Source organism: Breznakiella homolactica, from assembly GCF_016616095.2.
Lineage (GTDB): Bacteria > Spirochaetota > Spirochaetia > Treponematales > Breznakiellaceae > Breznakiella > Breznakiella homolactica.
This window is the reverse complement of sequence record NZ_CP067089.2, coordinates 1,581,560-1,607,267: the sequence shown is the minus strand read 5'-3', so window position 1 is coordinate 1,607,267 and position 25,708 is coordinate 1,581,560. Positions and strand designations below refer to the sequence as shown.

The following is a 25,708-nucleotide window of genomic DNA, read 5'->3' as shown; positions in this document are numbered from 1 at the left end:
TACGATAAATTCACCGATTGGCAACGCTTCCGGGAAGCTGATGCAGGAAAAAGCCTTTTACTTAATTTAATGAAAAAAAACGCCGCCCGGGGTACAGGATAAACCGTAATCCTTCTCCCGGACAGCGCCGTTTTATACTTTTTTACTTACTGGAACATTTTTTTACGGTGCTGCCGGATTCTCCTCATTTTCCTTATTTTCTTCGGATTCTTCGGTAACCGTACCGTTATCCTGGGGCAGCGCCCCGCTGTAGACGGAATCGAGGTCTTTTGGGGCTGAAACATCGTATCCGCTTCCGGATAGCTCCGCGGGCTGCGAAACCTGTTCCATCTCGCCGGATCCGCAGGCTGCTAAGGCCAAGGCTGCCGCGGCGGCGGATACCGCCACGATTATTTTTTTAAATATTTTTCCTTTTTCCATACTATACTCCAGTCGGCGAAGCTGTTCAGCGCAGGGTCAGCAGGGTCTCTTCAAAGGTACCTGCGAGCTTGTTGATGATAATTCCCTGGGATGTGATGCTGTCATCCGCTGCCAGGGCAATCCCGTTTACGGTAACCCCTGTTTCTCCGGCTTCCACGGAAAGTTCCTTTCCCGAAAGGGCGGTGAGGCTTTCCATGCCCTGGAGGGCTTCAATGGTAAAAGTGCCGGGGACGATATAATCGGCCACCGCAGAATCCATAAATGTCGTATCTTCCACGGCTTCGTTCACCGGAGCAAATACGGTGATGCCTCCGGCGTCCGCCAGGATGTCCACTTCGTCCGCCAGGTCCGATACCGCCACGGTAAATTCCGAAAGATCCACATGATCGTCCAGCGCGTCCACAAGCTGGGTGCAGTCAACGCTGGCGGAAACCATTTCTCCGATGGTGACTGCGTCCCGGGGCATGCCGAATTCCTGGGCATGGATACCTGCTGCGGTTCCCGCTATCAGGGCCGCAGTAATGATTTTTGTGATAAGCTTTTTCATGATCTTATCCTTCCTTCAGTTTAAATTGCGGGCCATGCCAAAACTTGGCTCCGGAGCCCGCTGTCTGTATACCAAAGAATCTAGCCGGTAAAGGTCAGGGCTTTTTGGGGGTATTGTTAAGATTCTGCAAAGATGAACGCCGAATTTTTGAAATATCTTTTGAATTTTATAATTATCTTTCAATGGAATCCTTCCGGAGCGCCGGACCGCGTTGAAATGTTTTTTCTTTGGAAATACCATCATTCCCGGAGAATTGTATTGAAGCTGTTTCAGAAGATTGGAACGGTTCTGTGGTGTGTTTTTCTGGGGGCCGCCGTCCCCTGCGCCGCCCAGGACGAAACTGCGGCTCTGACCGGCATAGCCGAAGATATCAGAGGAAAAGCGGTCCGTATCCGTGAATACCAGGGAACGGATCTTGGAGACCTGAGCCTCAAGAGCTCCATCGATTTCGATGACCGCCATCCGGTTCTTATGGCCCAGTATGAAACGGACGGTTCGGTTAAGACTGAAACCCGTTATTCCTATCTGGAAAACGGCGCCCTGTCGGAAATAACCGGTACCGGCAGTTCCGGCGACCTCAAATGGAAATACGAATACCGCTATGACGAAGAAGGGCGGCTTTCGGAGGAAGTCTCCTCCGGTTCCGGCGGCGCCGCCGAATGGAAGGCCTGTTTCGTTTACAACGACCAGCACCTTGCCGCAGAGAAGACCACCTACAAGAGCGACGGAACCGTAAGTCTCCGGGAGACCTACGGCTATACCGAAGACCGCCGGCTCTCGGTATACGAAGCCCTGTATCCCGACGGAAAACTCCTTAAACGCACGGAGTTTTCCTATGATACATCGGGCAACCTGGTATCCGAGACCCGCTATGACGGGAACGGTTTGTATGAACAGGTTGAATACTCCTACACCGAAGAAGGCAGACTTTCACGCCGGAAAACCCTGGATGCCCGCAGTACCGTAAAAACTTCCCTGGAAAGGGCCTATGGGGAAAACGGCACCGTCATCGGAGAACGGCTTTTCAGCGGGGATTCCGGAGAGGCGGAAATCAGCTACATCTACGATGGCCAGGGGAACTGGGTACGCCGAAGAGAACGCGGCCCGGTATACACCCTGCGGGAGATTACCTACGGAGAGTAACTATGGCGTGTATTATACTGGTTGAAGACAATACCCTTATCCGGGAAGCCTGCGCGGGCTACCTGCAGCTGGAATCCTATAAAACCATTGAGTTCGGGGGAACCGACGGGGTTTTGGATGTCATAGAACGGGAAAACGCTGATCTGGTTATCCTGGATGTCATGCTCCCCGACGGAAGCGGCTTTGCCCTGGCCAAGAAAATCCGGGGAATTTCGGCGATACCCATCGTATTCCTCACCGCCAAAGATTCGGAATCCGACCGGATCCTCGGGTTTGAACTCGGCGCCGATGACTATATCTGCAAACCCTTTTCCGCCAAGGAACTGGTGCTCCGGGTAAAGGCCCTGCTCAAAAGAACCGCCGGGAATTCCGGGGGGGACTGCGGGTCTTCCCTGGCCTGGGCCCTGGAGGGCGGCCGGATTGCCATGGATACCGCGGGCCATCTGCTTAAGCTCAACGGAACGGATATACATCTCACCGGCGCGGAATGGGAGATCTTCGAGTACCTTGCCCGCAACGCCGGTCAGGTTGTTTCCCGGGAAAAAATCCTTGCCCAATGCCTCAACTATTTTTTTGAAGGCAGTGAGCGGACCGTGGATACCCATATCGCCAACCTGCGCCAGAAACTGAAAGATTCCGGCTGGATCAGTACGGTCCGGGGCTACGGTTACCGTTTTAACGGGGAACCCCTTCCCAAAGGGGCTGCCGTAAATTCAGTGGCATGAAAAATATTTTTACCCGTATTTTTTCCGGCCAGATCACGGCGGTGCTGGCGGTTTTCCTGATCATGACGGTGATTTTTATTTTCGCTGTCCGGGTTTCCATCGAAAGCTGGAACACCGACAAAAAGGCTGACCTGGAAAACCTGCTCTTTCCGGTACTGTCCAAGGTTTACCGCCTCCGGGGCGGGTTTTCCCCCGCGGAGCTCGAGGCCGCGCTGCTTCCCTATATGACCGATTCCCTCTATGTGTTTGTCTTTGACGAACAGAAAAAACCGATGATTCTTCTTAATGAAGGAAAACGCATAAGCCCGGCGGAGATGGAACGGCGTATGGGCCCCATGCAGACCTTCCTGGCCCTGAATCCTCCCCGGGTGATCGAGGACAACGGCATACCGGTGGGGTATTTTTCGGTGGACAACGCCGACTTCCTGGCGTACCGGGCGAACCGTATTTTCCTGTCCACCATGATCAAGGCGGCCCTGGCGGGAGGATCCGCTGCGGTGCTTCTTGCTTTGGGAATTTCCCTGCTCATTTCATCGGTTTTCTCAAAACAGGCCGCCGCCCTCGCGGGGGATATTGTTTCCATCAGCGGGGACGGCCAGCGACCTCCGTCGGTTGCAGCGGAAACCCATGAGTTTGCGGTGATTGTCCGGTCCGCGGAGCAGCTCCGGGAACGCCTCGAGCGGGAAGAATCCCTGCGCCGCCAATGGATGCAGGATATTTCCCATGACCTCCGCACTCCGGTGGCCGCGGTAAAGGCCCAGCTGGAAGCCATGGCCGACGGGGTGCTCGACACCGGCCGTTCCCGCCTGGCAGCTCTCCTGGCGGAGCTCGGCCATATTGAACAGCTGGTCATGAGCCTCCAGGAGCTGAGCCGCTACGAATCCCCGGAAATGAAAATCATCCCCGCGGATATCATCGCGGCCCAGTTTGTTACCGAAACCTGCAGGGGGTTCAAGTTCCTGGCTATGCAGCGGAATATACGGTTCCGGTGCTCCGCTCCGGAGGATACGGTTTTTTCCGCCGACGCCTACCTGCTCCAGCGCTGTGTTTCGAATATGGTCAAAAACGCCCTCCAGTATACGGAGCCCGGCGGTCTCGTGACGGTGGACCTCCGGGAAGACCGCGGCAGGATTATTTTTGAGGTTGCCAATACCGGATACTTATCTCCCCGGGATGAGTCCCATATGTTTGACCGGCTCTACCGCGGAAACGCCGCCCGTTCCGAAGGCGGATCGGGGTTGGGGCTTTCCATTGCCAAGGCTATCGCGGGGCTGCATCACGGTACTATCAGCGGCGGAAACCGGGATGAAATGGTCTGTTTTACCCTTTCGATACCCGTGTCACAGAGCGGTTCCCTCTGATATAAGACTGTTGTTTTTTACGGAAATGTTGTATAGTTATGTAATATTGGGTTATTATCCATATTATTAAGCCGAAAATAGAGATAGACTATGACCGAAGTTCTGTCCCAGGATGAAATAGACCAGTTACTCACCGCGATAAACGCAGGGGATACCGAACCGGAGGATTTCCGGCCGGCGGCGGATACCCGAAAGATAAAAATATACGACTTCAAGCGGCCGGACAAATTCTCCAAGGAACAGATCCGTACGGTTTCGATCATGCACGACACCTTTGCCCGGCTGGCGACAACCAACCTTTCGGCAAATCTCCGGAGTATTGTGCATCTCCACGTAGCGTCGGTGGACCAGCTGACCTATGAGGAATTTATCCGTTCCATACCGACCCCAACGACCCTGGCCATTATCAACATGGACCCGCTCAAGGGCAACGCCATTCTGGAGATAGACCCGGCGATCACCTTTTCCATTATCGACCGCCTCTTCGGCGGTACCGGGGAGGGGACCAAATCCCAGCATGAACTGACGGATATTGAAACATCGGTTATGGAAGGCATTATTGTCCGTCTCCTGGGAAACCTGCGGGAAGCGTGGTCAACGGTAATCGATCTCCGGCCCCGGCTGGGCCAGATTGATACCAATCCCCAGTTCGCTTCAATTGTCGCTCCCAACGAAATGGTTGTTCTCGTAACCCTGGAAACGAAGATCGGGGATGTGGAGGGCATGATGAACCTCTGTATTCCCTATATTACCATAGAGCCGATCATCGGCAAACTTTCCGCGCAGTTCTGGTATTCGTCGGTCCGCCGGGGAACCACCACGGAAAACCTGAATATCCTCAAGGATAAAATCTCAAACGCCAGCATCAGCGTTTCCGCTGAGGTCGGCAGTATACAGGTTACCGCAAAGGATGTCATATCCCTCCGGATCGGTGATATCGTGAATTTATACAACAGCAGGGTGGACGAACCTTTTTCCCTCAATATTGGGAATAAACGGAAATTTCTCTGCCGGCCCGGTGTGATCGGAAAAAAAATAGCGGTCCAGATTGTCAAGAAAATCGCCGAATTTGAGCAGGATGAATTTGAGGAACTCACCTCCGATGAAACCGAGATTCTGAACGGCTGACATTTCCCCGCTCCAAAACAATCGGCACACTTTTTTCTTGAAACAAACCATCTTCTATGTTAGCGTAGCTCAATCTTTTGACTGGAGTAGTGTATGCTTCCCATTGGAGTGTGGATTGACAACGCCTGTGTCCTCATCGGCGGACTTATCGGAGCCTCATGCCGGGATCGTATCCCGCAGAGAATCAAAGAGCCTTTAACCGTTATTTTCGGCGTGGCCGCCATAGGTATTGGCATTACGTCGTTTATCAGGCTTCATTCCCTGCCGGCGGTGCTGCTGGCTCTGATCTCCGGGGCGCTCATAGGGGAACTTCTCAATCTTGACCTGCGGATAAAGAATGTTCTTTCACGGCTTATCCGGCACCTCAAATTTCCGATTGAGGGCGATCATGATTCATATATGCAGTTCTATCTGCTGGTGGCGGTAACCCTCTGCGCCAGCGGAGCTAATATTTTCGGGGCTTTAAATGAAGGTATGACCGGGGACAGTACGGTGCTTATTTCCAAGGCGGTGATGGACATTTTCGCCGCGGCGATTTTCGCTTCCCGGCTGGGCTACGCCATGATCCTTATTGTGATACCCCAGTGCCTGATTCTGACGTCGCTTTTTTATCTGGCCAATTTTATCATGCCCGTGGTTTCGGCAACCATGATTCTGGATTTTATTTCCGTCGGAGGGCTTCTTACGTTTGTGGTCGGGATCAGCATCGCCGGTATCAAACATATCAGCGCCGCCAACCTGCTGCCGGCCCTGATTCTGGTGTTTCCGGTGTCGGCGTTATTCACGCTTCTCATGGGGTAGGGGATCGGGAAACAGCAACGCTCCGGGCTGGTTCTGCATATCCCTGAACCGGCCGTTTTGCTTGCGGTTCCCGTGGTTTCCGCCTACACTTAACAATATATTGCCATGAAGAAAGATACCGCAGGGCCATTGCCTGAGAATGGAGAACGAAAACGCCGGATCCGCCTGCCCCATATCGGGATGCGGTCGGTTAAGACCGTGGTGGCGGTATTTATCTGCTGCGTAATCGACTATTTCCGCAGCACCGTACCGATGCAGAGTACCATCGCCGCAATACTCTGCATCCAGCCGGATACCGCCAACAGCATTAAGACCGCGGTTACCAGGATTATCGGTACTATTCTGGGAGGCCTGGCGGCGGCCCTGGTTCTTACGGTTTTTAAGGCCATGGGCTGGCCCCTGTTCGATCTGCCGTTTTATCTGGTTATGAGCCTTTTTCTGTTCCTGCTCATTCTTATCCCGGTGCGTACCGGATTCCCCGAAGCTACGGCACTGACCTGCATCGTGTATCTGGTGATCATCCTGGCTTACAGCGGCGAACGTCCGCCCATCTGGTCGGCCCTGCGGCGGGTTACCGATACCCTGGTAGGTATTTTAGTCGCCCTGCCGGTCAATCTGTTTCTGCCCACCCACCGCGGTCCGGATTCCACCGACAACACGAAAACCGGGACCATTGCCGGACGTATTGCCCAGGTTCTGGAAGGGAACCGGAAAAAATCCGATCCGGAGGGCGGCAGCGAAAAAGCCCCCGCCGCCGGGCAAGGGGATGGAAAACGGGAATCCTGATATTTATGCCGTAACGAAAAAACACCCGGCGGTAAAGCCGGGTGTTTTCAGATTACATGGTAATCCGCCGGTACCGGCGGATTGTGCTGAGGGTTACGCGATCGGCGTCTCGGCTGCCATGTGCGGCGCGCTGAGCAGGGCGTGGGCAATGTAGAGGCCGATCTTGCCGTGTCCCCGTTCTTCACCAACGTAGCCGCCTACCGACTCGCCGGCGCCGTACAGATGGGGAATAACTTCCTGCTGATCCAGAGGAATCGGGGCCGGGCCGTACGCCGCCGAACGCTTGAGGATCTGTCCCTTGGTGTTCACCGCGAGGCCGCCCATCTGGTCGTGGGCAAAGAACTGGCACTTGACCGCATAATAGGGCGCCGCCGCGAGTTTCCGGCCCATGTTCTGCTTGCCGAAGTCCGCGTCATTGCGGGCATCCACAAAACCGTTGTACTTCGCGATCTCCGAGGCAACCGCTGATCCGGGGAAACCCATTTTTGCTCCGAGTTCTTCCAGGGTATTGGCCACGGCGACACAGGAGGGGCTCAGATAGGGGGCCGCCGTCTCTGACGGGGATCTGAGATGGTCAAGATTCCACTTCAGATCCGCTGCTCCCGCAGCGTCGGTAATGGCCCAGACGTTCCGGGGTTTGTCGTTGATATTGAGGAAGGCGTTGTAGAAGGGAATCTGGGGATAAGCTCCCGCGGCGTTCTCATCCACAAAGCGTACTCCGCCGTTCTTGAGCAATACGATGTTGTTGAACGCGCTGATGGTGACGCCCGCGCCGCCGGGAACAACTTCTATGGATGGGGGATCCCAGCTGGAATAAATTTTCGTACCCCATTTGAAACGGAATTCACAGACAAAGGACATGTCCCGCATCCCGGCTCCGATATCCACCGCGGCGTTGATCATTTCTCCGCTGGTCTCAACAAAGGGAGCGCCGCCGGCGGCGAGATCCTCGTCCAGACGCGGATCCCAGTTGAGGCGCATAGCCACATTGGACTTCCATCCGCCGCTTCCCAGGAAAACCGCTTTCCGGGCTTTAAAGTACATGGGTTTGCCCTGATAGGTAACTTTTGCACCGATAACGGCGCCGTCGGCATTGGTTATAAGCTCTCCGGCTTTGCACTCCGTAAGAATTTCCGTGCCCTGCTCCTTGACCTTTTTATAGATAACGTACCACTGGGAGATACCCCTGCTGCCGGGATAGTCTCCGGGAGCGGCATTGTGGGAACACGCGACGGTCATTCCCTCGTCCTTGGTAACTACTCTCCGGAAGTTAAGGCCCAGATCGATAAACCAGTCGTGGGTGGGCACAATATGCTGGCAGACCGCCCGGAGAAGTTCCGGATCGGCGCGGTGGTGGCCGTATGCAAAGATATCATTGTAAAAACGCTGCCAGGTATCCTGGATTCCCGCGGCGAGCTGTGTGGATGTTCCGCCGCCGAGCTGGATATTTCCGGCGCACTGGATTGAATTTCCCCCGAGAACCGTGTTCTTTTCGATAACCAGAACGTCGGCTCCGGCTTTCTTGGCCTCAACGGCGGCGGCCATGCCGGCAAAACCGCTTCCGATAATCAGGACGTCGGTTTCGCGGTCCCAGTTTATCTTTGCGTCCGTTCTGGCGGGACTGGTGGTACAGCCTGCAAGCATAGTTCCAACGGCGGCGCCGCCGGCTACTTTACCGGCACTGATTAAGAAATTTCTGCGGGATACAGCTTCCTTTTTCACTCCTACTCCTCCTGCGAGTTTTATGGAAAATTGATTATTGGGATTCCTTTATCAGTGTACATGAGTAATTTCTTTCCGTCAAATTTTTGATTTTTTGGAGTAATTTTCTTGACGGTAAGTACCGTGTGACGCTGCATTGAAAGCGGAAAACTTTTTTTACTGACACGGGGCGGGGACTTCCGTATTTTTCTGGTACGGCGGCAGTCAGTCCTGGGGCAGTCCGGGAATATCAATACTCAGCCCAAGGACACCCAATTCCTTTTTTCCGAGTTCGATGAGTTTTTTTAGAGGGAGGACTTCGGGGTCGAATTCGATAAGAATGCTGCCGGTAAGGACTTTGACCGCAACCTTGGTAACCCCCTGAACGGCCCGGATCCGCGCTTCCGCGGCGGCCGCCGCCAGGGGATTTCTCAGTTCCCTGAAGCGGAGCCTGATCCGGCCTTCACTGTAACTTACCACCATAATCAGGGGCCTTTGCTTTCGGGCAGCAGGGGCCGCATGCTGTTCATGCTTATCCCCAGGGTTGTCAGGTTATGGAGCCATACCGAACGGTCGGTGGTTCCATTCCCCGCAATCCCCATGATAATAAGGGCGCTGTTGATGGCGATGGCCGAAACCGTGTTGGTCCTTATCCGTTTCATGCTCCGCTGGGCCATAAGCCGGGCGATGACCAGGGGATAGAGGGATGGATCCTTCAGGGTGATATCCGCCACATCCTGGGCAAGGTCGGCTCCGTCCTTCATGGCAATACCCACATCGGCGGCGGACATGGCCGGAGAATCGTTCATGCCGTCTCCCACCACGGCAACGGAACAGCCCCGGTTTTTCAGGTTCCTGATGATCTCCGCTTTTTCGTTGGGCAGCACTTCCCCTAGGAAACCGTCCAGGCCAAGTTCTTCCGAAACTCTGGCGGCGGTCCGGCGGTTGTCACCGGTGAGCATATAGATCCGCTGTATCCCGGTCTGGCGCAGCATGGCGATAACCTCGGCCGCCTCTTCCCGTACGGGATCGTGGATAAGGATAATTCCGGCCAGAACGTTTTCCCGGGCTAGGTACAGCACCGAAAAACCCCGGGCGGCGGCTTTTTCCTCTTCCTCCGCGGCGGCTGAAATATCGACCGCTTCGTCCTCATACACAAAATGGCGGCTCCCTATGACGGTGTGCCTGCCCTTGTATTCCGTGGCGATTCCATGGGCGACGATATATTTAACGTTGGTGTGTTCTTCCTTATGTTCAACTTTTTCTTCCAGGGCGCGGCGGACCACGGCTTTTGCCACCGGGTGGGGAAAATGTTCTTCCAGGCAGGCGGCGATCTTAAGTACCTCCCGCTGGCTGTAGCCGTTGAAGGGAACTACACCGGCTACTTCCGGCACCGCCCGGCTGAGGGTCCCGGTTTTATCGAACACAATGGTATCCACCTCCGCGAGGGTCTCCATCGGCGCCCCGCCCTTAAAGAAGACTCCGTTGGCCAGTCCTTCCCGCATGGCTGCAAGGAATACCAGGGGAGTGGAGAGTTTAATGGCGCAGGAATAATCCACCGAAAGAACCGACGCCGCTTTCATGGGGCTGCGGGTCAGCAAATACGTAAGGCCCGCCGCAATAAAACTGAAGGGAACCACTTTATCGGCGATTTCATTTGCCCGGGCTTCGGTTTTCGATTTAGCCGCCTCGGACTCATGGATGAGCTGTACAATCCGCTGGTACCGGGTATCTTCGCCCATTCTGAGCACCCGGACAATGAGTTCTCCTTCGGCAATAACCGTTCCGGCGTGAACCGAATCGCCCGCGCTCCGGGCGGCGGCGAGGGGCTCCCCGGTCATGGAGGATTCGTTTACCAGGGCATCCCCCTCATGGACTTCTCCGTCCACCGGGATGACGGTCCCTGCCCTGAGCACGATGCGGTCCCCGGGTTTGAGCTGTGAATAGGGAATCTGGATATCCTCTCCATCCTTGCGGACCCATACCTGCCCGACATTAAGGGAAATGCCGGAAACGAGATTTTCCCTGGAGCGCTGTTTCGCCCATCGTTCCAGGTATTCCCCGGTTTTGAGGAGCAGCGTGAGGGTGGACGCGGAGGAATAGTTTTTCTGGGCCAGGGATACCGTGATGGCAGAAGCGTCCAGTACATCCACCGTAAGCTTCCCCCGGATGAGGGATTTTACTCCGGCAATAAGGAAAGGGACCGCACCTATGACCGTTAAAAACGGCCGCAGCCAGGCAGGCTGCAGGAACCGGTACAGCAGGTATCCGATATAGGACCATCCCAGGGAATGTTCATTTTCCTTCGCGTCATTCCGGGGAAACCGGTCCAGGGGAAGATTTTCCAGAATCGTTTTGACCGCTCCTTCAGGAAGAAGGGTATCGTCGTAATAGAGAAGAAAACTTCCGGTCCGGGGATTTATCTCCGCGCTCCTGATTCCCGGAATTTCCGAAAGCGCGTGAGCTGCAGTCTGGTACCGGTATACCCTGAGCCTGTCGGGGTTTGTCCGGCACCGGATCCTGCCGGGTAAAGAATGAACTACCGAAAACTCCATATCAGGCTTCGGCGGCGCTTTCCTTGCGTTTCGCGTCCGCTTCGGCGAGGATGTCCTCCGCCGATTCCTTGATCACTTCGGCGGTTTCCATAGCCTTGTCCTTAAGATCCATGGCACCGCCCAGGGCTTTGGTACAGAGATTTCTGATTTCCTTGCTGTTTTTATACACCGCCGCACCGACCGCCGCTCCGGCGAGGAAGGCCAATCCGTATTTCCACCAATTACCCATTGCTAACTCCTTGAGAAATGATTGTCATTATAATGATATATAATGACAATTGTCAATTTTATTCTGTTCCTTATGAAGGGTTTTTACACACTCCAGCCCAGACTTTCCTGCTGAATGGAAAAAAGCCGGTGGTACAGTCCATTCCGGGTGATCAGCTCCTCATGGCGGCCCTGTTCCGCTACCCGGCCTTCATTCATAACTATGATCCTGTCGGCCTCGGTAATGGTCCTGAGGCGATGGGCGATGACGATCACGGTTTTGCCGGCGATAAGCCGGGAAATAGCCCGCTGGATCAGCGCCTCGTTTTCCGGATCCAGGCTGGCGGTGGCTTCGTCCAGGAGTACAATGGGCGCATCCTTGAGCAGCGCCCGGGCAATGGACAGCCGCTGCCGTTCGCCGCCGGAGAGGGTGCTGCCGTTTTCTCCCAGGAGGGTATCGTAACCCTGGGGAAGATTCAGGACAAACTCATCGCAGCAGGCCGCTTCTGCCGCGGCCATTATCTCGTCATGGGTGGCGTTTATATTGCCGATGCGGATATTGTTGTAGATGGTATCGTTGAACAGCACCACATCCTGAAACACGAAGGACATGTAACCCATGAGTTCCTCGGGGTCAATGGTTTTTACGTCCCTGCCGCCGATGGTAATGGTACCGGCGTTGACATCCCAGAACCGGGCGACGAGCCGGGATACGGTGCTTTTTCCGCTTCCGGAAGGCCCCACCAGGGCGGTGATACTGTCCGCGGGGATGGTAACACTCATTTCCTTAATGGCGGCTTCCCCTTCTTTATTATACCTGAAATCCACCTTGTCAAACTGAATGGTATAGTCTTTTAAGGCAACGTCCGTATCCCCTTCCATGGTGGGCTCCTCCATGAGCCGGCGCATCCGCCCGATGGCAATCTGCTGGTACAGCAGCTCCGGGAGCAGGGTAAGCTCGGTAAGGACCGGTCCGTAGATCCGGGTCACAATAAGCAGAAACATCAGCAGGGGAATAAATCCGATGGCGCTGCCGGTGATGAGGTAGGTTCCCGCAAGTACGGTGATACCGATCCCCGCCTGAAGCACCACCTGTGCGCCGGTGATAAAGACACCGGTCCCCAGTTCAAAGCGGATAGCCAGATTTTTCATTGCCCGCAGGGCTTCTTCCAGGGCGGTAAATTTTTCCCCGTCCAGACCGCAGGCCTTGATTACCTTGATCCCTTCAATATATTCCTGGACCTGGCCGGCGGCGGCCAGTTTCGCCTCGGCGTGCTTATTCCCCAAGCGGCGCTGCATTTTTCGGCTGGCCAGAACAATCAGGAACGCCAGGGGAACCGTGGCGTAGACCGCCAGGGCCATGCGCCAGTCAAAGAAGGCCATGGCGATACAGATCAGGGTAATGGAAATAGCGTTGGCAAAAAGCTGGGGAATGATGTGGCTCATCACATGTTCGCTGGTGGTAACATCGCCCATCATATTGGTGGTCAGCTCAGACAGGTCCTTGGAGTTAAAAACGCTCATGGGCAGCCGGCGGATATGTTCCGCAAGACTGATCCGGGTGTTTTCGCTTTCCATATAAGAGGCAACGTAGCATTTCTTGTAATCGTTCTTGCTGGCCAGGAACACCAGCAGCGCCGCTATGATCCCAAGTCCCAGGTAGATCCACATCCGGTTCCAGGAGATTTCCCCGCCGGAGAGCGGCTTGAGGACTTCCACCAGCATCTGGATCATCACCATAAAAGGTAGCATCAGGGAAAAGTTGGTAAGCGTACAGGCCAGGGTGGCTTTCAGCAGGTCCCGGTATCCCTTGTCGGTAAGCATCAGGGCGTCCTGGAGCCGGGGTTTTCTGTTCCTAGGCATGGTTATGTACCTCCTCGTTTTTATGCATCCGCCAGCTTGCGGTACTGACGTAGGTTTCCCACATGGCGCTGTATTTGCCTTTTTGGTTAAGCAGCGTCTGGTGGGTTCCCTGTTCCGCGACCCGGCCCCGGTCGACCACAATAATATTGTCCGCGCTGCGGATGGTAGACAGCCGGTGGGCGATCATCACGACGGTTTTATTTTTCATCAGAATTTCAAAGGCTTTCTGTATAAGATGCTCATTTTCCGGGTCCGCGAAGGCGGTAGCCTCGTCCAGAACCACCACCGGGGCGTCTTTGACGATGGCCCGGGCAATGGCCAGGCGCTGTTTTTCCCCGCCGGAAAGATGTACTCCCCTGGTACCGATCACGGTGTCGTATCCCTTGGGGAGCCGCATGATAAAATCGTGGCACTGGGCCGCTTTTGCCGCGGCTATGATCTCTTCTTCCGTGGCTTCGGTATTTCCGCCGCCCATGGCAATATTTTCCCAGACGCTCTGTTTGAAGAGGAACACATCCTGGAACACAAAGCTCACCTGCTTCATAAGATACTCCGGTTCCATGTCCCGGATATCAACCCCGCCGACACGTATGGCTCCGGCGGTGACGTCAAAAAACCGGGGAATAAGGTGGGCGATGGTACTCTTACCGCCCCCGGAGGGACCCACAATGGCGGTGATCTGACCCTGGGGCGCGGTGAAGCTCACTTCTTCCAGTGCCGCGGTTTCCCGGTCCTCGGTGTAGGAAAAACCTACCGCATCGAATTCAATATCGAACCGTTCCGGGATTTTGGGATCCGCCGGCCGGGGCAGTTCGGGCTTCGCCAGCAGGGCGTCCATAGCCTCAACCCCGTTGATAATCCGCATGCTGTTGGAGTTGACATACATTACCTTCATAAGCACCGTGGCAATGCTTGGCACAAAGAGCAGATAGAAAATAAAATTGCCCGCAAAGGCCGCCGGGCTGGCGGCCCGCATGCCCACGAAGATTCCAACGGGAACAATAAAAAGATAGATGTTGTTGATCAGTGTGACGAAGAGAGACATGGAGTTTTCCCAGCTGAGGGTGTAGGGAATTACCACTTCGGTGTAGGCCCGGATGGTATCCCGGAGCCGGCGGAAGGAGTATACCGTCTGCTTGAAGGCCTTGACCACAGAAATACCCCGGATGTATTCAACCGCGGCGTTGTTCATTTCCTCAAGACTCTTCTGGTAGGCAGCCATCATCCTGCGGGCTCCCTCCTTGCCGTACATAAGAAACTGAATGAGGAACGCCAGGACTACCCCCGCCAGCGCGGCCAGGCCGAAACGCCAGTCCACTCCCAGAAGTATGGCTACCATAACCACCGGCGCGGTTAAGGCCGCGGCCAGATCCGGAAGCTGGTGGGCGATGAATTCTTCGATTTTTTCGATGTTCTCGTCCATGATCTTCCTGAGCCTGCCGCTGCCCACAATTACATGGAAACCCAGAGGAACCTTGGCCAGATGGGACGCGAAATTTACCTTCAGCTCGTAGAGGGTGCCGAAGGCTGCCAAATGGGAACACATGAGGGCACCGAAGTAAAGCAGTATATTCGCGGCGACTCCCCCGAATGCCAGTCCGCCGAGTCGGAGAACCCGGGCGGTATCCAGGAGGGAAAAATCAGGATAGACCCACAGCAGCTCCCGGATAACATAATAAATAGCTATATACGGAATAAAACTGCAGACCGACGCCAGGATAGAAAGAATGACCGATGTGATAACCAGCGGTTTTTTTGTTGCCGCCAGTTCCAGAAGCCGGGACATCCCCGTTTTCGGAACCCGGTTCTTTTCTGTGTCCATAATTTACGGCTCCTAAAATTTTGATAGAAACACCCGTTTTCCGGCTGTACCGGAGCGGGCGTTTCGGTTAGCTAATGCTAACATTAGGATTGTATACCTGACCGCAAAATGATACAAGTCCGGAACCGGCGGACCGGTATTAAATTCGGATGTGGCCTATGGATTGAAATAGGACAGGCTTTTTTCTGCGGTTATGTGTTTTCAGTTTTCTGAAAATGCCCGGTATCTGTTGTACCGTTCCTGGGCGTCTTCGTTTGCGTAATAGTCCTGCGGTTCGCCCATGCCGTCGCTGTACATCCTGAGGACTTCCTCGGTATTGTTCCAGACGAAGTAGGGCAGCACATCGTAAACCGAATGTTTTCCCGGCGCTGAGACGGGATCGGCGTAATTAAAGGTACCCATGTTCACGGGGTCATTTTCCTCCGTGAGAAGCTCTCCGGCTCTGTTGTAAACCGCTTCAAAATATCCGTCGGAGGAAATAAATTTAAGGTTGTATTCCCCGTCGGGTCCGTACATATGCAGAAGTGACTGGTCCGGGGGCATAAGCTTCCAGCCGAATTTATTGTCTTCGGAACTGGTGATGGTTTCTATCATTCCGGAAAGCGTTTTCGGCGCCCGGGAGAAATTATTCCGGAAGTAGTGTTCTTCCGCATTGTCCACGCTTCCTTTGAGTTCAATAAGGGCGCAGAGTTCAAGGGCAAGTTCACGGTATTCATCATCACTGAGGTTTTCGGGGATATCCCGGCTGTAGTTAACATCGAACATCAGTTTACCCAATGCGAGGCTAGCGGCGGCCTTTGTATCATTCAGGTGCATTTCAATTTGGTTTACCATATCGGCGTATTCGTATTTTCCGCCGTCTCCCGAGACGATGCTGTCATAGGTGTTGGTCACATAGCCCGCGACAATAATATTTACAAAAACAACAAACAGAATGATGAGAATCGCAAAGTTGACCAGCAGGTTGGCGAAACTCGCGATAATCACCCGCCAGGTGCCGCGCTGTTTCTTGTATACAACTCTTTTGAAAAAGCTCTTCAGAAGCAGCAGTACGGTGCATATCAGCAGAAACCCCAGCATGTTGGCTATACTGTGTTTAATCAGCCATTGGGCCGGTGAAAACAGCCAAACAGCCAGTTTATTTTCAATTAAAATATTGATTATCTGGCCGGTAAAAAAACTGTCCGTTACGTACCGGTCAATAAGAATTATTCCGACCAGAATTCCAGCGAAAAGAAAGAGCAGAATAAACAATATAATATTTGAAAACTTTACCGCCCCGGCCAGTATCCGCCCGAGTGTTTTCTTAATGGTAATAAGCGCCGTTTCTGTGTCCATGGTTTTCCGGTAAAGTCCTGCCGCCGTATTCTTACTATTATGTTGTTACAACTTCGGTGTTATGTCAAATTTTCCTGATCCGCGAAGTTGCAGTTACCGAAAAAATGAAAGGCGCTCCGGATTATGTAAGCCGGAACGCCATTATATGCATAATCCCTTCAGTTTTTACTTAAAAAGGGCTTTTTCCAAGCCGGAAAGCATTATATCCAGGGATGCTAGTCCATCCTCGGAAAGATACCAGGGTGCCGGGGTACCCACACCGGTATATTCACCCTGCCGCTTGATCGCCCATGATGAGCTGTACGTAACGGGTTAGCCACATGCAACATTATTACAGGACTTGTCAAGGTACAGGTTTCAGGAATATGCTATGTCAGCAGAATTCCATGGAGACGCGGTATGCCCTGTCCTGAAAAATTCAAGGAATCACTGGAATTGTTTGGAGTTCCCAGCTCCATAATTGATGAAATAAATAACGGATATGAAAAATTAGTCAGCTCATCAAAAATTCAGGAAAAAAGTCTGTACTTTTTCCGTGCGATGGTTATTCTCGATAAAAACATTGACAACGATTTAAAAAGTAAAATTATGGATTTCAACGCCTGCTGCAAAAGCGGTGTCCGGGACAAAAATGTAAAACTCCACGCGAAAAAAATCAGCGCCTTAACGCTGCCTGACAAGATTAGAACAATAAAAAAAATACCTAATATGGGTAATCCGGTATTGCGGGATGACGGGTGTATCGTAACCGGAATATATTACCGGGTTGATGAAAAGTTTACATGTGTCTGTCCGAATTTTCATAGATTAAAAAAACAGCCCGCTGTTTCGCTAACCTATTGTTGGTGCTGCGCGGGACATTTCAGATACCATTATCAGAACGCTCTGGGCATAACGCTGAAAACCAAACAGGTAAAAAGTTCCCCGCTGAACAGCAGCGGAAGGGATCCCTGTGTATTTGTTTTTGAACAGGCTGAATAGTAATCTCCTGCGGTGCGGACGAATAGTCAGGTTTTCTGTGTTTCCCGCATTGTGTCCGTAATTTCTTTTGCTGACGCCCGGTTGCCGCGGTCCGGCAGCTTCAGCCCGTAGCAGGCAATAAACACGTAGAGCCCCAGAATGGCCAGAAAGTCCAGGAAAAACAGTACCGGCGGTTTGCCGTAATCCCGGACAGAAAAAACATTCCGTGCAAAAAGATGGCGGGACACAGCCGCGGCGATCCTGATTGTTTTTTCCGCAGCCACTGTTCCGCATCCCGCCGGCGCAGACCGGCGCAAAGGGAAGCGTATTTCTGCAGGGGCCAGGGATCACTGCGGAGCGTGAGTGATTTATCTTTCCCGGTACCCAAAGCCTGTGGTATATTGTTGGTATTAAAAACTTTCTGATTAAGTATCAAAAAGCTGTTTTGAGGGATGTTTTGAACTATAATTGTGTTTTCTGTGTCTGATAACCACGGAGAATGGCGGCGGATTCCCGTCTGGCAGTTTCCGGGTAAATGTATATGTCTCGGAGACATATTTTTTTAAAACTTACCGGAGGAGATTGATGAACGATAAAACCATGGAAATATTGGAAAAATATTTGGATAAGGATTTTCGTGTTTCACCGATGGCTCCCAATAAATCGACAATGTCCGGTATTGATAAAATGCAAAAGGATCTGGGAATTCAACTTCCTGAAGAGTATATTGCGCATCTTTTAGGCGGAGGTTCTGAAGTTCTGGGTGAGCGTGGTCTGTATATAGAAGTAAAAGAGGACGTGTGGCCGAGGCCCAAACAATACGACGTTGGTCCGTTTTGGTCATTCTTATATGGAATTCATACATTTACAGCGTCAAAGGAAAGCGAAGATTGGATGAGGCTTGATGCCGCGGGGAAGGATTTTCTTGAAGAAACAGGGATAAAAGCCGTTCCCATATTAAGGATAATTGGTGACGCGGATGTATACTGCGTAAATGAAGCCGGGAAAATTGCCCGCTATAATCATGAGGAAAACATCCTGGAAGAAATGGAAATGGACTTTTGGGAATTATTTGACCGGGAGTTAAAAGCTTTAAGGGAAAGAAAAGAAAAAAAGATCAAGGAATTGAACAAATAATATGATAAAGAAATATATTGTTTTTTTATTGCTCCCCCTGGTTTTTTTGTCACCAAATAGCTCTCTGGTATTTGGTGAAGATATATCTTACGAAAATGATATTGACTATCTTCTAACTAAATATTTTCTCGGCGAACATGAGGAAGTTATTAGATTATTAAATAAATATTTTATTACCAATCAACAGGAGCTGTCATATTTATACGGCCTATGCTATTTGCATTTGAATATGAACACTGCAGCCCGTGATTATTTTCTTATTACCCTTAAAGAACATGAAAACAATTATGAAGTATTAAATAATATCGGTGTTTCTTACTATCAGGATAGAGATTACGCTAACGCGCTTAAATATTTTCATCTCTCATTTATTTCAAACACGGACTATTTAATTGCCAGGGAAAATTACAATACAGTATATGAAAAACTGATTTCAGGAAGAGAAATCGATTCTATTCAACCAATAATACCTTTTACTGAAAAACCATCGATATACAATTCTTTAGGCTGGTTTTATTATTACTGCGGCGACCATCATAATGCGGTGTATTACTTAAAAAAATCGATTGAAGAAGATGAGAAGTATCAATTTTCTTATATTTCATTGGCGTATTTATACGATGAAGGGAATAATTTTACCACAGCATTATATTATTTAACTGAAGCGGAAAAGATAGATCAAAATAATCCTGACCTTCAGAATAACTTAGGAGTTGTGTATTACCATTTAAAAGATTTTGAAAAATCAGAGAATGCATTTAAGAAAGCTATTGATCTAAATTATATGTTCGCGGAACCGTATAATAATCTTGGTTTTTTATATTTAGAGCAAAATAAAAACGCTCTGTCGGAAGAATATTTTCTAAAAAGCAATGAGGTAAATTTAAATAATCAAAGTTTGCGGGCGGAAAGTTTCGCGGGATTATCAATCTTGCTTAAATTAGAAGGAAATAATGAGAGTGCCAGAAGTTATAAAGATCTATCAGTATCATTAGATTATAGAATGAACGATATACAATATATAGTTAATAAACTTCAATGGAATAAAGCGTTAATAGCTGTTTGGGAATCAATTTAAAAAACTGAAAAACCAATCAGATAGGATCCTTACGCCGCGCCGGAGTATTCAGGCATCCTTTTCTGCCGCGCTATATCCTGTGACGGTATTCTTGAGCTGTGGTACGGCTAGAATAATTTCGAAGCCTATGGCATGCGATTTTTTATTATTCACCCCCTGTTTCGGGAGCCGTGATTCTGTATCCTTAAGTAACCCATAGGTTTAACAAAAACCCGCCGTATGACGGGGAATACTAAACGGCAGAAAAGACCGCAAGGAATTTCGTATGAAGAAATTGATTCTCCTTGGTTTACTTGCTTTTACCTTGTTGATAGCCGCCTGTGTCAGCTCAAACCGGACGGATAAGGCGGACGATCCCTATTCGGTGCTGGCCTTTGATAATACTTCGTGGCATTACGATGAGGAATACAACATATACTGGCAGATCGGTATTGTATACTGTAAAACACCTGAGGCCGTTGAGTATGAATCCTTAGGGATCTACGTTCCGGGAGATTACATAATGTCAGTCAGTAACGGCGATGGTACATATACCTGCCGGATCAATGAATCGGCTCAGGTGAACGGTTACACAGCCCGGACAGCGCCGATCATTTTGCCGATCAATACTGCAGGCTATTCCGGCCAATACGCGCCCACAGATTACACTGACACCGGGCTTAAGCCCTTTATGGATGCGGGATTTATTTACGTGTTCGCGGGCTGCAGGGGCAGGGACAACGGCTACGGCAGCGATGGGACGCTCACCTATAACGGCGGCGCGCCCTGGGGCGTGACCGGCCTGAAGGCCGCCGTGCGCTACCTGCGCTACAATGAAGCGGCACTTCCCGGCAATACGGAATGTATTTTCACCCTGGGCCACAGCGGCGGCGGCGCGCAGAGCGCGCTGATGGGAGCAAGCGGCGACAGTGAGCTTTACTTCCCCTACCTGGAATCCATTGGAGCCGTCATGTATGACCGCGGCGTTTATGTCAGCGACGCGGTATACGGGTCAAAGGCCTGGTGTCCCATAACCGGTTTCGATTACGCCGATCAGGGCTATGAATGGATGATGGGTCAATATTTTAATACCTATTCCCGCGCGGATGATACCTGGACCTCGGCATTTTCCGGCGATTTATCTGAATCCTACGCGCAGTATATCAACAGGCTCGGTCTCACCGATACGTCAGGCCGCAGTTTGACCCTCATATCTTCTCCCGGCGGTATATACAGCGCCGGAAGCTATTACGACTGCCTTCTTTCGGAGATCGAACGGTCACTAAACAATTTTCTCGCGGACACTGAATTTCCGTATACTCCCGGCACCGTCTCATTCAAAACAAGCGCTGGCCTCCCGGGGGAGGGATCCCCGCCTGCGGGCATGAATACCGCCGGCGGAGTACAATGGTCCGGCAGCGGAGGCTGGGGTTCCGGCGGCGCCAGTCCCGAAACATTCCCTTCGGCGCAGGCCTATATTGATTCACTGAACAGGGATGACGTATGGGTGGTTTACAAGAAGGAAACTAACACGGCGGCCATCACAGGTGTGGGAGCCTTTGCCGCCCACCTGAAGACACCGACCAACAGTGTGGGAGCATTTGACTCCCTGGAACGCACCACCGCCGAGAACTTCCTGTTCGGCGACAGCGCGCACAATGCACTGCATTATAACGCGGATATGGCCCGGCTTCTCCAGGCAAACCGGGATTCTTACGCCAAATACACCGATTGGGACGGAGTCTATGCTGAGGCTTATCAGGAATACCTGGTGAGTGTTGATGCGCTTGGCAGCGATTCTCTGTACCGGCAGGATATGTATAATCCCCTGTACTATCTCCTTGAATATTACGGCGGTTATGGGACATCAGCTGTGGCAAAGCATTGGAGGATCAATTCCGGGATCATTCAGGGCAATGCGCCACTGACGATGGATCTCAATCTGGCGCTGGCCCTCGCGGAATACGGCAGCGTTGACTTTGAAATGGTCTGGGCCCAAAGCCATACAACAGCGGAACGGAAGGGAGACTTTATTTCAAATTTTATTCAGTGGGTTATCAATTGCCCGTAATGTCTCCGGTTCACAGAATCAAAAAAGTTTATTTGCAAAACCGCAGACTTTCATAATAATTATAGATAGACTTGTTTGGCAAACAAAAATGGTCAAACAGATCTATCTATTGAGATGCTTAAAAAAGATTTAAAAAACAAACTCGTAACTAAGGAACAACAATATGAAAAAATGGATCATTACTCTTATCGCTTTTTTTATCGTATTTTTTAGTGTGCCCGTTCCGGCGGCGGCGGCAACTTTTATCAGCGGAGATGACGCAAAATCAATCGCCTATAAAGACGCCGGTATAGAGGAAAGCCAGGTGACACAAATCGATGAACTGGCGGCCTACCGGTCCGGCTATGAAAACTTTTATAAATTTGTTTTCCATACCTCCGCTGCAAAATATGTCTATACTATTAACGCGTCCACCGGGGAGATCGCGGATAGTATCAGTTTTTTCTACCAGTCAGATCCGCGTGCCGAAGTGAATATGAGCGCATTTATTTCTGCGGAAGAAGCTCTGGCCATTGCCGTTTCCGATTCCGGCCTGCCTGCTGCTTCTCTGAAAAAGCAGGAGATCAAACTGGATAATGATAAAAACGTCTATTACTATGAAGTGGAACTAAAAACAATCATTGGTGAAAAATACGAGTATGAAATTGACGCTTTAACCGGTGATATTCTTGATTACGAATACAAAAGATGAGGCGGCTGTGAATAACCCCGCCGTCTCATCTTGTAATGCCGTTTTTTCTCACTCATACCGCAGGGCGTCTATCGGGTAGAGGGACGCCGCTTTCCGCGCCGGGTAGAATCCGAAGAAGATGCCCACCAGGGCGGAGAAACCCGCGGCAAGGACAATGACGCCCGCGTTAACCACGGTGAACACATCAATGGTGTTTAAGACCCGGCAGGCGATCAGGGCGAAGACGATTCCGATAACGCCGCCGGCGAGGCTTAAGACAACCGATTCCGACAGGAACTGAAGAAGGATGTCCCGTTTGTTGGCGCCGATGGACATGAGGATGCCGATTTCCCTGGTGCGTTCGGTCACCGAGACCAGCATGATGTTCATAATGCCGATGCCGCCCACCAAAAGGGAAACCGCGGCAATGGACGCCAGCAGGGTGGTCATGGTCTTGGCCGTTGAGGAGGCCACGCTGAGGGCGTCGGCGCTGTTCATGATGGAAAAGTCATTGGCCTGTCCGGCCGTAAGGCCGTGGGCTTCCCGGATGATGGCGGAGAGATCCTGTTCCGCCTTTGAGATGAGTGCCTTGGTTCGGACGCTCACGGCGATGCTCTCCAGGGTTCCGGTGCCTGAAAGCCGAACCTGGAAGGTTTCCAGGGGTATCCAGAACAGGTCATCCTGATCCCGGCCTCCGCTGGTACCCGCTGGTTTCAGTACGCCCTTGACCGTAAAGATACCGCTGCCCACCTGGATGGTCTTACCCACCGCGCCGTCCGCAGTGCCCAGCAGCTTCTGCGCCGTGGTGGTACCGATAATAGCCACCCGCCGGGTGAGCAGCAGGTCGTCCTCATCAAAGAGCGAGCCGGATTGCAGGCTCCTGTTTTTAATGAAAAGGTAATCGTTCTCAACACCGGTGACGGTGATGGTGCCGCTGCCGGAAGGCCCCTGGGCGGTAAAGCTGCCCTGGGCCAAACCGGAAACGGCGGAAACGTAGGCGGCTTCGGCGTGGACCTTCTCCAGATCCGCCATGGTGAGCTGGGCCGGTTTGAGGTTAGGGGTCGCCGACCCCCGGGCACCGTACTGGTGCTGAGGCATAATCTGCAAGAGGTTCGTTCCCATGGCGGCGATCCGTTCGTCAATGAGCTTCTGGGAACCTTCGCCGATGGCCATCATGACGATGACGCTGGCGGCGCCGATAATAATTCCCAGGGAGGTAAGCAGGCTCCGCAGGCGGTTCCGCGCCAGGGACTGGAAACAGGTTTGTAACAATTGCAGCAGCTTCATGATTCTTCCTTTTCGATACCGGCGTTCTGTTCCCGCAATTTTTTTAAGTTGAGAACGGCGTCCGCCGGCCGGGGAATGGTTTTGTCCGATACGATCCGTCCGTCCCGGAGGGTGACAATCCGGCGGCAGTAGGCCGCGTATTCCGGTTCATGGGTAACCATGATGATAGTCTTGCCCCGGCGGTTGAGATCCTGGAAGATGCCCAGGATTTCCAGGGACATCTCCGTGTCCAGGTTACCCGTGGGTTCGTCCGCCAGAATAAAGGCCGGGTCATTCACCATGGCCCGGGCTATGGCCACCCGCTGCTGCTGTCCGCCGGAAAGCTGGCTCGGCAGATGGTCCATCCGGTTTTCAAGCCCCAGTTCCCGGAGCACCGCCGCGGCCCGGTCCTTCCGTTCCCTGCCGCCGGAGAATTGTTTTTTGCCTTCCCCGGTCAGGAGGCGCCGGTAGAGGAGGGGCCGCTCCACGTTTTCCAAAGCAGTCGTGCGGGGAAGCAGGTTGAAGGATTGAAACACAAAACCAATCTTCCGGTTGCGGATGACCGCGGTGTCCCCTGAACCAAGGCCGGCGGTTTCAATGCCGTCCAGCCGGTACCGCCCTTCGTCGGGTTTATCCAGGCAGCCCAGGATATTCATGAGCGTTGACTTCCCCGACCCCGAAGGACCCCTGACTGCGACAAAGTCTCCGGCCTCCACGGAGAGATCCACTCCCCGCAGAGCCCGCACTTCCGTTTCCTGGTCGTTTATGCCGTGATCTTTTTTTCCGCGGCGCGGCATTGAGAGTTGGTATATCCGCTTGACCCCTTCCAGCTCAATGACCATTATTCGGCCTCCCGGAGAATGATCCTTAAGCCCTCAAGATTCACCCCTTCTTCAGCGGGCCGCACCACTGTCCTGAGTCCGTCGCTGGTGCCGGCATACACCTGCACTGAATCCAGTTTGCCGCTGTCGTCGGTGTACCAGAGGGTCTTTTCGGTTTTCACTTCCATCGCGGCGGCTGTTTTATCCGGTTCGCCCTGGTTTGTGTCTCCGCCCGCGTAGGAAGTCCCACCGGTTGGATGCCCGAAAGGATTGCCCCCGCCGCCGGCCTTGCCGCCCGTCAGGGCGTTGGTAACGGCCGATACCGATGAACCGGCGCTTCCGGCTGAGCTTGAAGCCGGGACAGCGGGAGCTTCTCCTGCCGGGGCGAACCGCAGGGCGGCGTTGGGAACCACCAGAACATTTTCTTCCTTAGCCTGTACAAACTGCAGGACACAGGTCATACCGGGCAGCAGTGAACCATCGGTATTGTTCAGCCCGATAATCACCGTGTAGGAAACGACGTTATCGGTGATGGCCGGCATCAGATGAATGCTTGAGACATTGCCGGTAAATTTCCGCCCCGCCAGGGACTGCAGGCTGATCCGGACTTCCTGACCTTCCCTGACGGAAGCGATATCCGTTTCCCCGATGGAGGCGGTAATCTTCAGCATCGCAAGGCCGGGGGCGAGGGTGAACAGCGTCGTGGCGGCGGGACTGCCCCGGCCAAGAATGGCGCTGCCTACGTTTACCGTCCGGTCAAGGACAAACCCGTCCATGGGGCTGTACACGGCGGTGATCTGTTTCTGCACCGGATTCGCGGCGGTGTTGACCTCCGCTATAATCTGGCCCTTTTTCACCGGCGAATTGTAATCGGCGTAGAGGGCCTCGACGATACCCGTTGCCGGGGCCTGGACCGTTACCCGCGCCTCCACGTCCAGCGTACCGGTGGCGGAAATTGTATTTTCAACAGTCCCCCGGCTGATGACGGCGTACTCATACCGGACGGCATCCTCTTTTGCCGCGCAGCCCCAGAATAGGCCTGAGGCGAGAAGCGCGGCGGAAAGTAATACGGGATTGCGAGATTTGTACATAAAACCCATCCTATAATAACAGCTTATCCCAGGTGATACCGGGCCCGCCGTCTATTTTTTTTCACTATTCGGCGGGGATGCTATTAGGATACAAAGCGGGGAAATCAAAAATGGGGGGTATGATATTTTTTTACGGATACTTAGAGTTCCCGCTGTACTATTATTGAATGTATTAGGCTGTAAAGTTGCGGATAATTCCCGGTTTTTGTTTTATCATAATTTGTTGCTGCCCTGCGGA

The 25,708-nt window shown here is 52.4% G+C and carries 24 protein-coding genes; 11 read left to right on the top strand and 13 right to left on the bottom strand.

Annotated features, from left to right (window positions below):
• Positions 1–162 precede the first annotated feature (162 nt).
• Complete coding sequence (locus JFL75_RS07390; protein ID WP_215626037.1) at positions 163–420, bottom strand: hypothetical protein; 258 nt, start codon at positions 418–420, stop codon at positions 163–165.
• A gap of 25 nt (positions 421–445) precedes the next feature.
• Positions 446–967, bottom strand: coding sequence for a fasciclin domain-containing protein (locus JFL75_RS07385; protein ID WP_215626036.1), 522 nt, complete (start codon positions 965–967; stop codon positions 446–448).
• 258 nt (positions 968–1,225) lie between these two features.
• On the opposite strand from JFL75_RS07385, the gene JFL75_RS07380 reads away from it, so the two are divergent.
• The 6 genes from JFL75_RS07380 to JFL75_RS07355 all read left to right on the top strand — a co-directional run bounded on the left by JFL75_RS07380 (position 1,226) and on the right by JFL75_RS07355 (position 6,911).
• Positions 1,226–2,110 carry a hypothetical protein gene (locus tag JFL75_RS07380; protein ID WP_215626035.1) on the top strand — a complete coding sequence of 295 codons (885 nt, stop codon included), beginning with the start codon at positions 1,226–1,228 and terminating at the stop codon, positions 2,108–2,110.
• A 2-nt stretch (positions 2,111–2,112) separates the two neighbouring features.
• Entirely contained in the window at positions 2,113–2,835 is a 723-nt protein-coding gene (locus JFL75_RS07375) for a response regulator transcription factor (protein WP_215626034.1), read from the top strand.
• A complete protein-coding gene (locus JFL75_RS07370) occupies positions 2,832–4,196 on the top strand; it encodes a sensor histidine kinase (protein WP_215626033.1) in 1,365 nt (454 codons plus the stop codon). The genes JFL75_RS07375 and JFL75_RS07370 overlap by 4 nt, the downstream gene beginning before the upstream one ends.
• Before the next feature lie 90 nt (positions 4,197–4,286).
• Positions 4,287–5,324 (top strand): flagellar motor switch protein FliM, encoded by a 1,038-nt coding sequence (fliM, locus tag JFL75_RS07365; protein WP_215626032.1) that lies wholly within the window; start codon positions 4,287–4,289, stop codon positions 5,322–5,324.
• Positions 5,325–5,417: 93 nt separating this feature from the next.
• On the top strand, positions 5,418–6,125 hold the full coding sequence (locus tag JFL75_RS07360; RefSeq protein WP_215626031.1) for a DUF554 domain-containing protein: 708 nt from the start codon (positions 5,418–5,420) through the stop codon (positions 6,123–6,125).
• A 105-nt stretch (positions 6,126–6,230) separates the two neighbouring features.
• Positions 6,231–6,911 (top strand): FUSC family protein, encoded by a 681-nt coding sequence (locus tag JFL75_RS07355; RefSeq protein ID WP_215626030.1) that lies wholly within the window; start codon positions 6,231–6,233, stop codon positions 6,909–6,911.
• A gap of 93 nt (positions 6,912–7,004) precedes the next feature.
• On the opposite strand, the gene JFL75_RS07350 is transcribed toward JFL75_RS07355, so the two are convergent.
• From JFL75_RS07350 to JFL75_RS07320, 7 genes are all read right to left on the bottom strand, one after another.
• Positions 7,005–8,633: an FAD-dependent oxidoreductase gene (locus JFL75_RS07350; RefSeq protein WP_215626029.1), complete on the bottom strand. Its 1,629-nt coding sequence runs from the start codon at positions 8,631–8,633 to the stop codon at positions 7,005–7,007.
• Positions 8,634–8,837: 204 nt separating this feature from the next.
• Positions 8,838–9,095, bottom strand: coding sequence for an HMA2 domain-containing protein (locus JFL75_RS07345; protein ID WP_215626028.1), 258 nt, complete (start codon positions 9,093–9,095; stop codon positions 8,838–8,840).
• Between the two features lie 2 nt (positions 9,096–9,097).
• On the bottom strand, positions 9,098–11,167 hold the full coding sequence (locus JFL75_RS07340; protein WP_215626027.1) for a heavy metal translocating P-type ATPase: 2,070 nt from the start codon (positions 11,165–11,167) through the stop codon (positions 9,098–9,100).
• Between the two features lies 1 nt (position 11,168).
• A complete protein-coding gene (locus JFL75_RS07335) occupies positions 11,169–11,396 on the bottom strand; it encodes a hypothetical protein (RefSeq protein WP_215626026.1) in 228 nt (75 codons plus the stop codon).
• A gap of 83 nt (positions 11,397–11,479) precedes the next feature.
• Complete coding sequence (locus JFL75_RS07330) at positions 11,480–13,237, bottom strand: ABC transporter ATP-binding protein (protein ID WP_215626025.1); 1,758 nt, start codon at positions 13,235–13,237, stop codon at positions 11,480–11,482.
• A complete protein-coding gene (locus tag JFL75_RS07325) occupies positions 13,230–15,059 on the bottom strand; it encodes an ABC transporter ATP-binding protein (RefSeq protein WP_215626024.1) in 1,830 nt (609 codons plus the stop codon). The genes JFL75_RS07330 and JFL75_RS07325 overlap by 8 nt, the downstream gene beginning before the upstream one ends.
• Positions 15,060–15,260: 201 nt before the next feature.
• Positions 15,261–16,397, bottom strand: coding sequence for a hypothetical protein (locus JFL75_RS07320; protein WP_215626023.1), 1,137 nt, complete (start codon positions 16,395–16,397; stop codon positions 15,261–15,263).
• Positions 16,398–16,796: 399 nt separating this feature from the next.
• Between JFL75_RS07320 and JFL75_RS07315 the strand changes: the two genes are divergently transcribed.
• On the top strand, positions 16,797–17,378 hold the full coding sequence (locus JFL75_RS07315) for a hypothetical protein (protein ID WP_215626022.1): 582 nt from the start codon (positions 16,797–16,799) through the stop codon (positions 17,376–17,378).
• A gap of 26 nt (positions 17,379–17,404) precedes the next feature.
• On the opposite strand, the gene JFL75_RS07310 is transcribed toward JFL75_RS07315, so the two are convergent.
• Positions 17,405–17,641, bottom strand: a complete 237-nt coding sequence (locus JFL75_RS07310) for a hypothetical protein (protein WP_215626021.1) — start codon at positions 17,639–17,641, stop codon at positions 17,405–17,407.
• A 301-nt stretch (positions 17,642–17,942) separates the two neighbouring features.
• Here JFL75_RS07310 and JFL75_RS07305 point away from each other — a divergent pair, with 301 nt between their 5' ends.
• The 4 genes from JFL75_RS07305 (at position 17,943) to JFL75_RS07290 (ending at position 22,313) form a co-directional block, all read left to right on the top strand.
• Positions 17,943–18,494 (top strand): hypothetical protein, encoded by a 552-nt coding sequence (locus JFL75_RS07305; protein WP_215626020.1) that lies wholly within the window; start codon positions 17,943–17,945, stop codon positions 18,492–18,494.
• Between the two features lies 1 nt (position 18,495).
• Positions 18,496–19,572 (top strand): tetratricopeptide repeat protein, encoded by a 1,077-nt coding sequence (locus tag JFL75_RS07300; RefSeq protein ID WP_215626019.1) that lies wholly within the window; start codon positions 18,496–18,498, stop codon positions 19,570–19,572.
• 265 nt (positions 19,573–19,837) lie between these two features.
• Positions 19,838–21,622 carry a subtype A tannase gene (locus JFL75_RS07295; protein ID WP_215626018.1) on the top strand — a complete coding sequence of 595 codons (1,785 nt, stop codon included), beginning with the start codon at positions 19,838–19,840 and terminating at the stop codon, positions 21,620–21,622.
• Between the two features lie 163 nt (positions 21,623–21,785).
• Positions 21,786–22,313, top strand: a complete 528-nt coding sequence (locus JFL75_RS07290; protein WP_215626017.1) for a PepSY domain-containing protein — start codon at positions 21,786–21,788, stop codon at positions 22,311–22,313.
• A 48-nt stretch (positions 22,314–22,361) separates the two neighbouring features.
• Here JFL75_RS07290 and JFL75_RS07285 read toward each other — a convergent pair whose 3' ends face one another.
• From JFL75_RS07285 to JFL75_RS07275, 3 genes are read right to left on the bottom strand one after another with little or no spacing between them, the layout of a single operon-like run.
• A complete protein-coding gene (locus JFL75_RS07285; RefSeq protein ID WP_215626016.1) occupies positions 22,362–23,579 on the bottom strand; it encodes an ABC transporter permease in 1,218 nt (405 codons plus the stop codon).
• Positions 23,576–24,400, bottom strand: a complete 825-nt coding sequence (locus JFL75_RS07280; RefSeq protein WP_223292796.1) for an ABC transporter ATP-binding protein — start codon at positions 24,398–24,400, stop codon at positions 23,576–23,578. The genes JFL75_RS07285 and JFL75_RS07280 overlap by 4 nt, the downstream gene beginning before the upstream one ends.
• A complete protein-coding gene (locus tag JFL75_RS07275; RefSeq protein WP_215626015.1) occupies positions 24,400–25,470 on the bottom strand; it encodes an efflux RND transporter periplasmic adaptor subunit in 1,071 nt (356 codons plus the stop codon). Before JFL75_RS07275 ends, JFL75_RS07280 begins: the two co-directional genes overlap by 1 nt.
• Between the last annotated feature and the right edge of the window lie 238 nt (positions 25,471–25,708).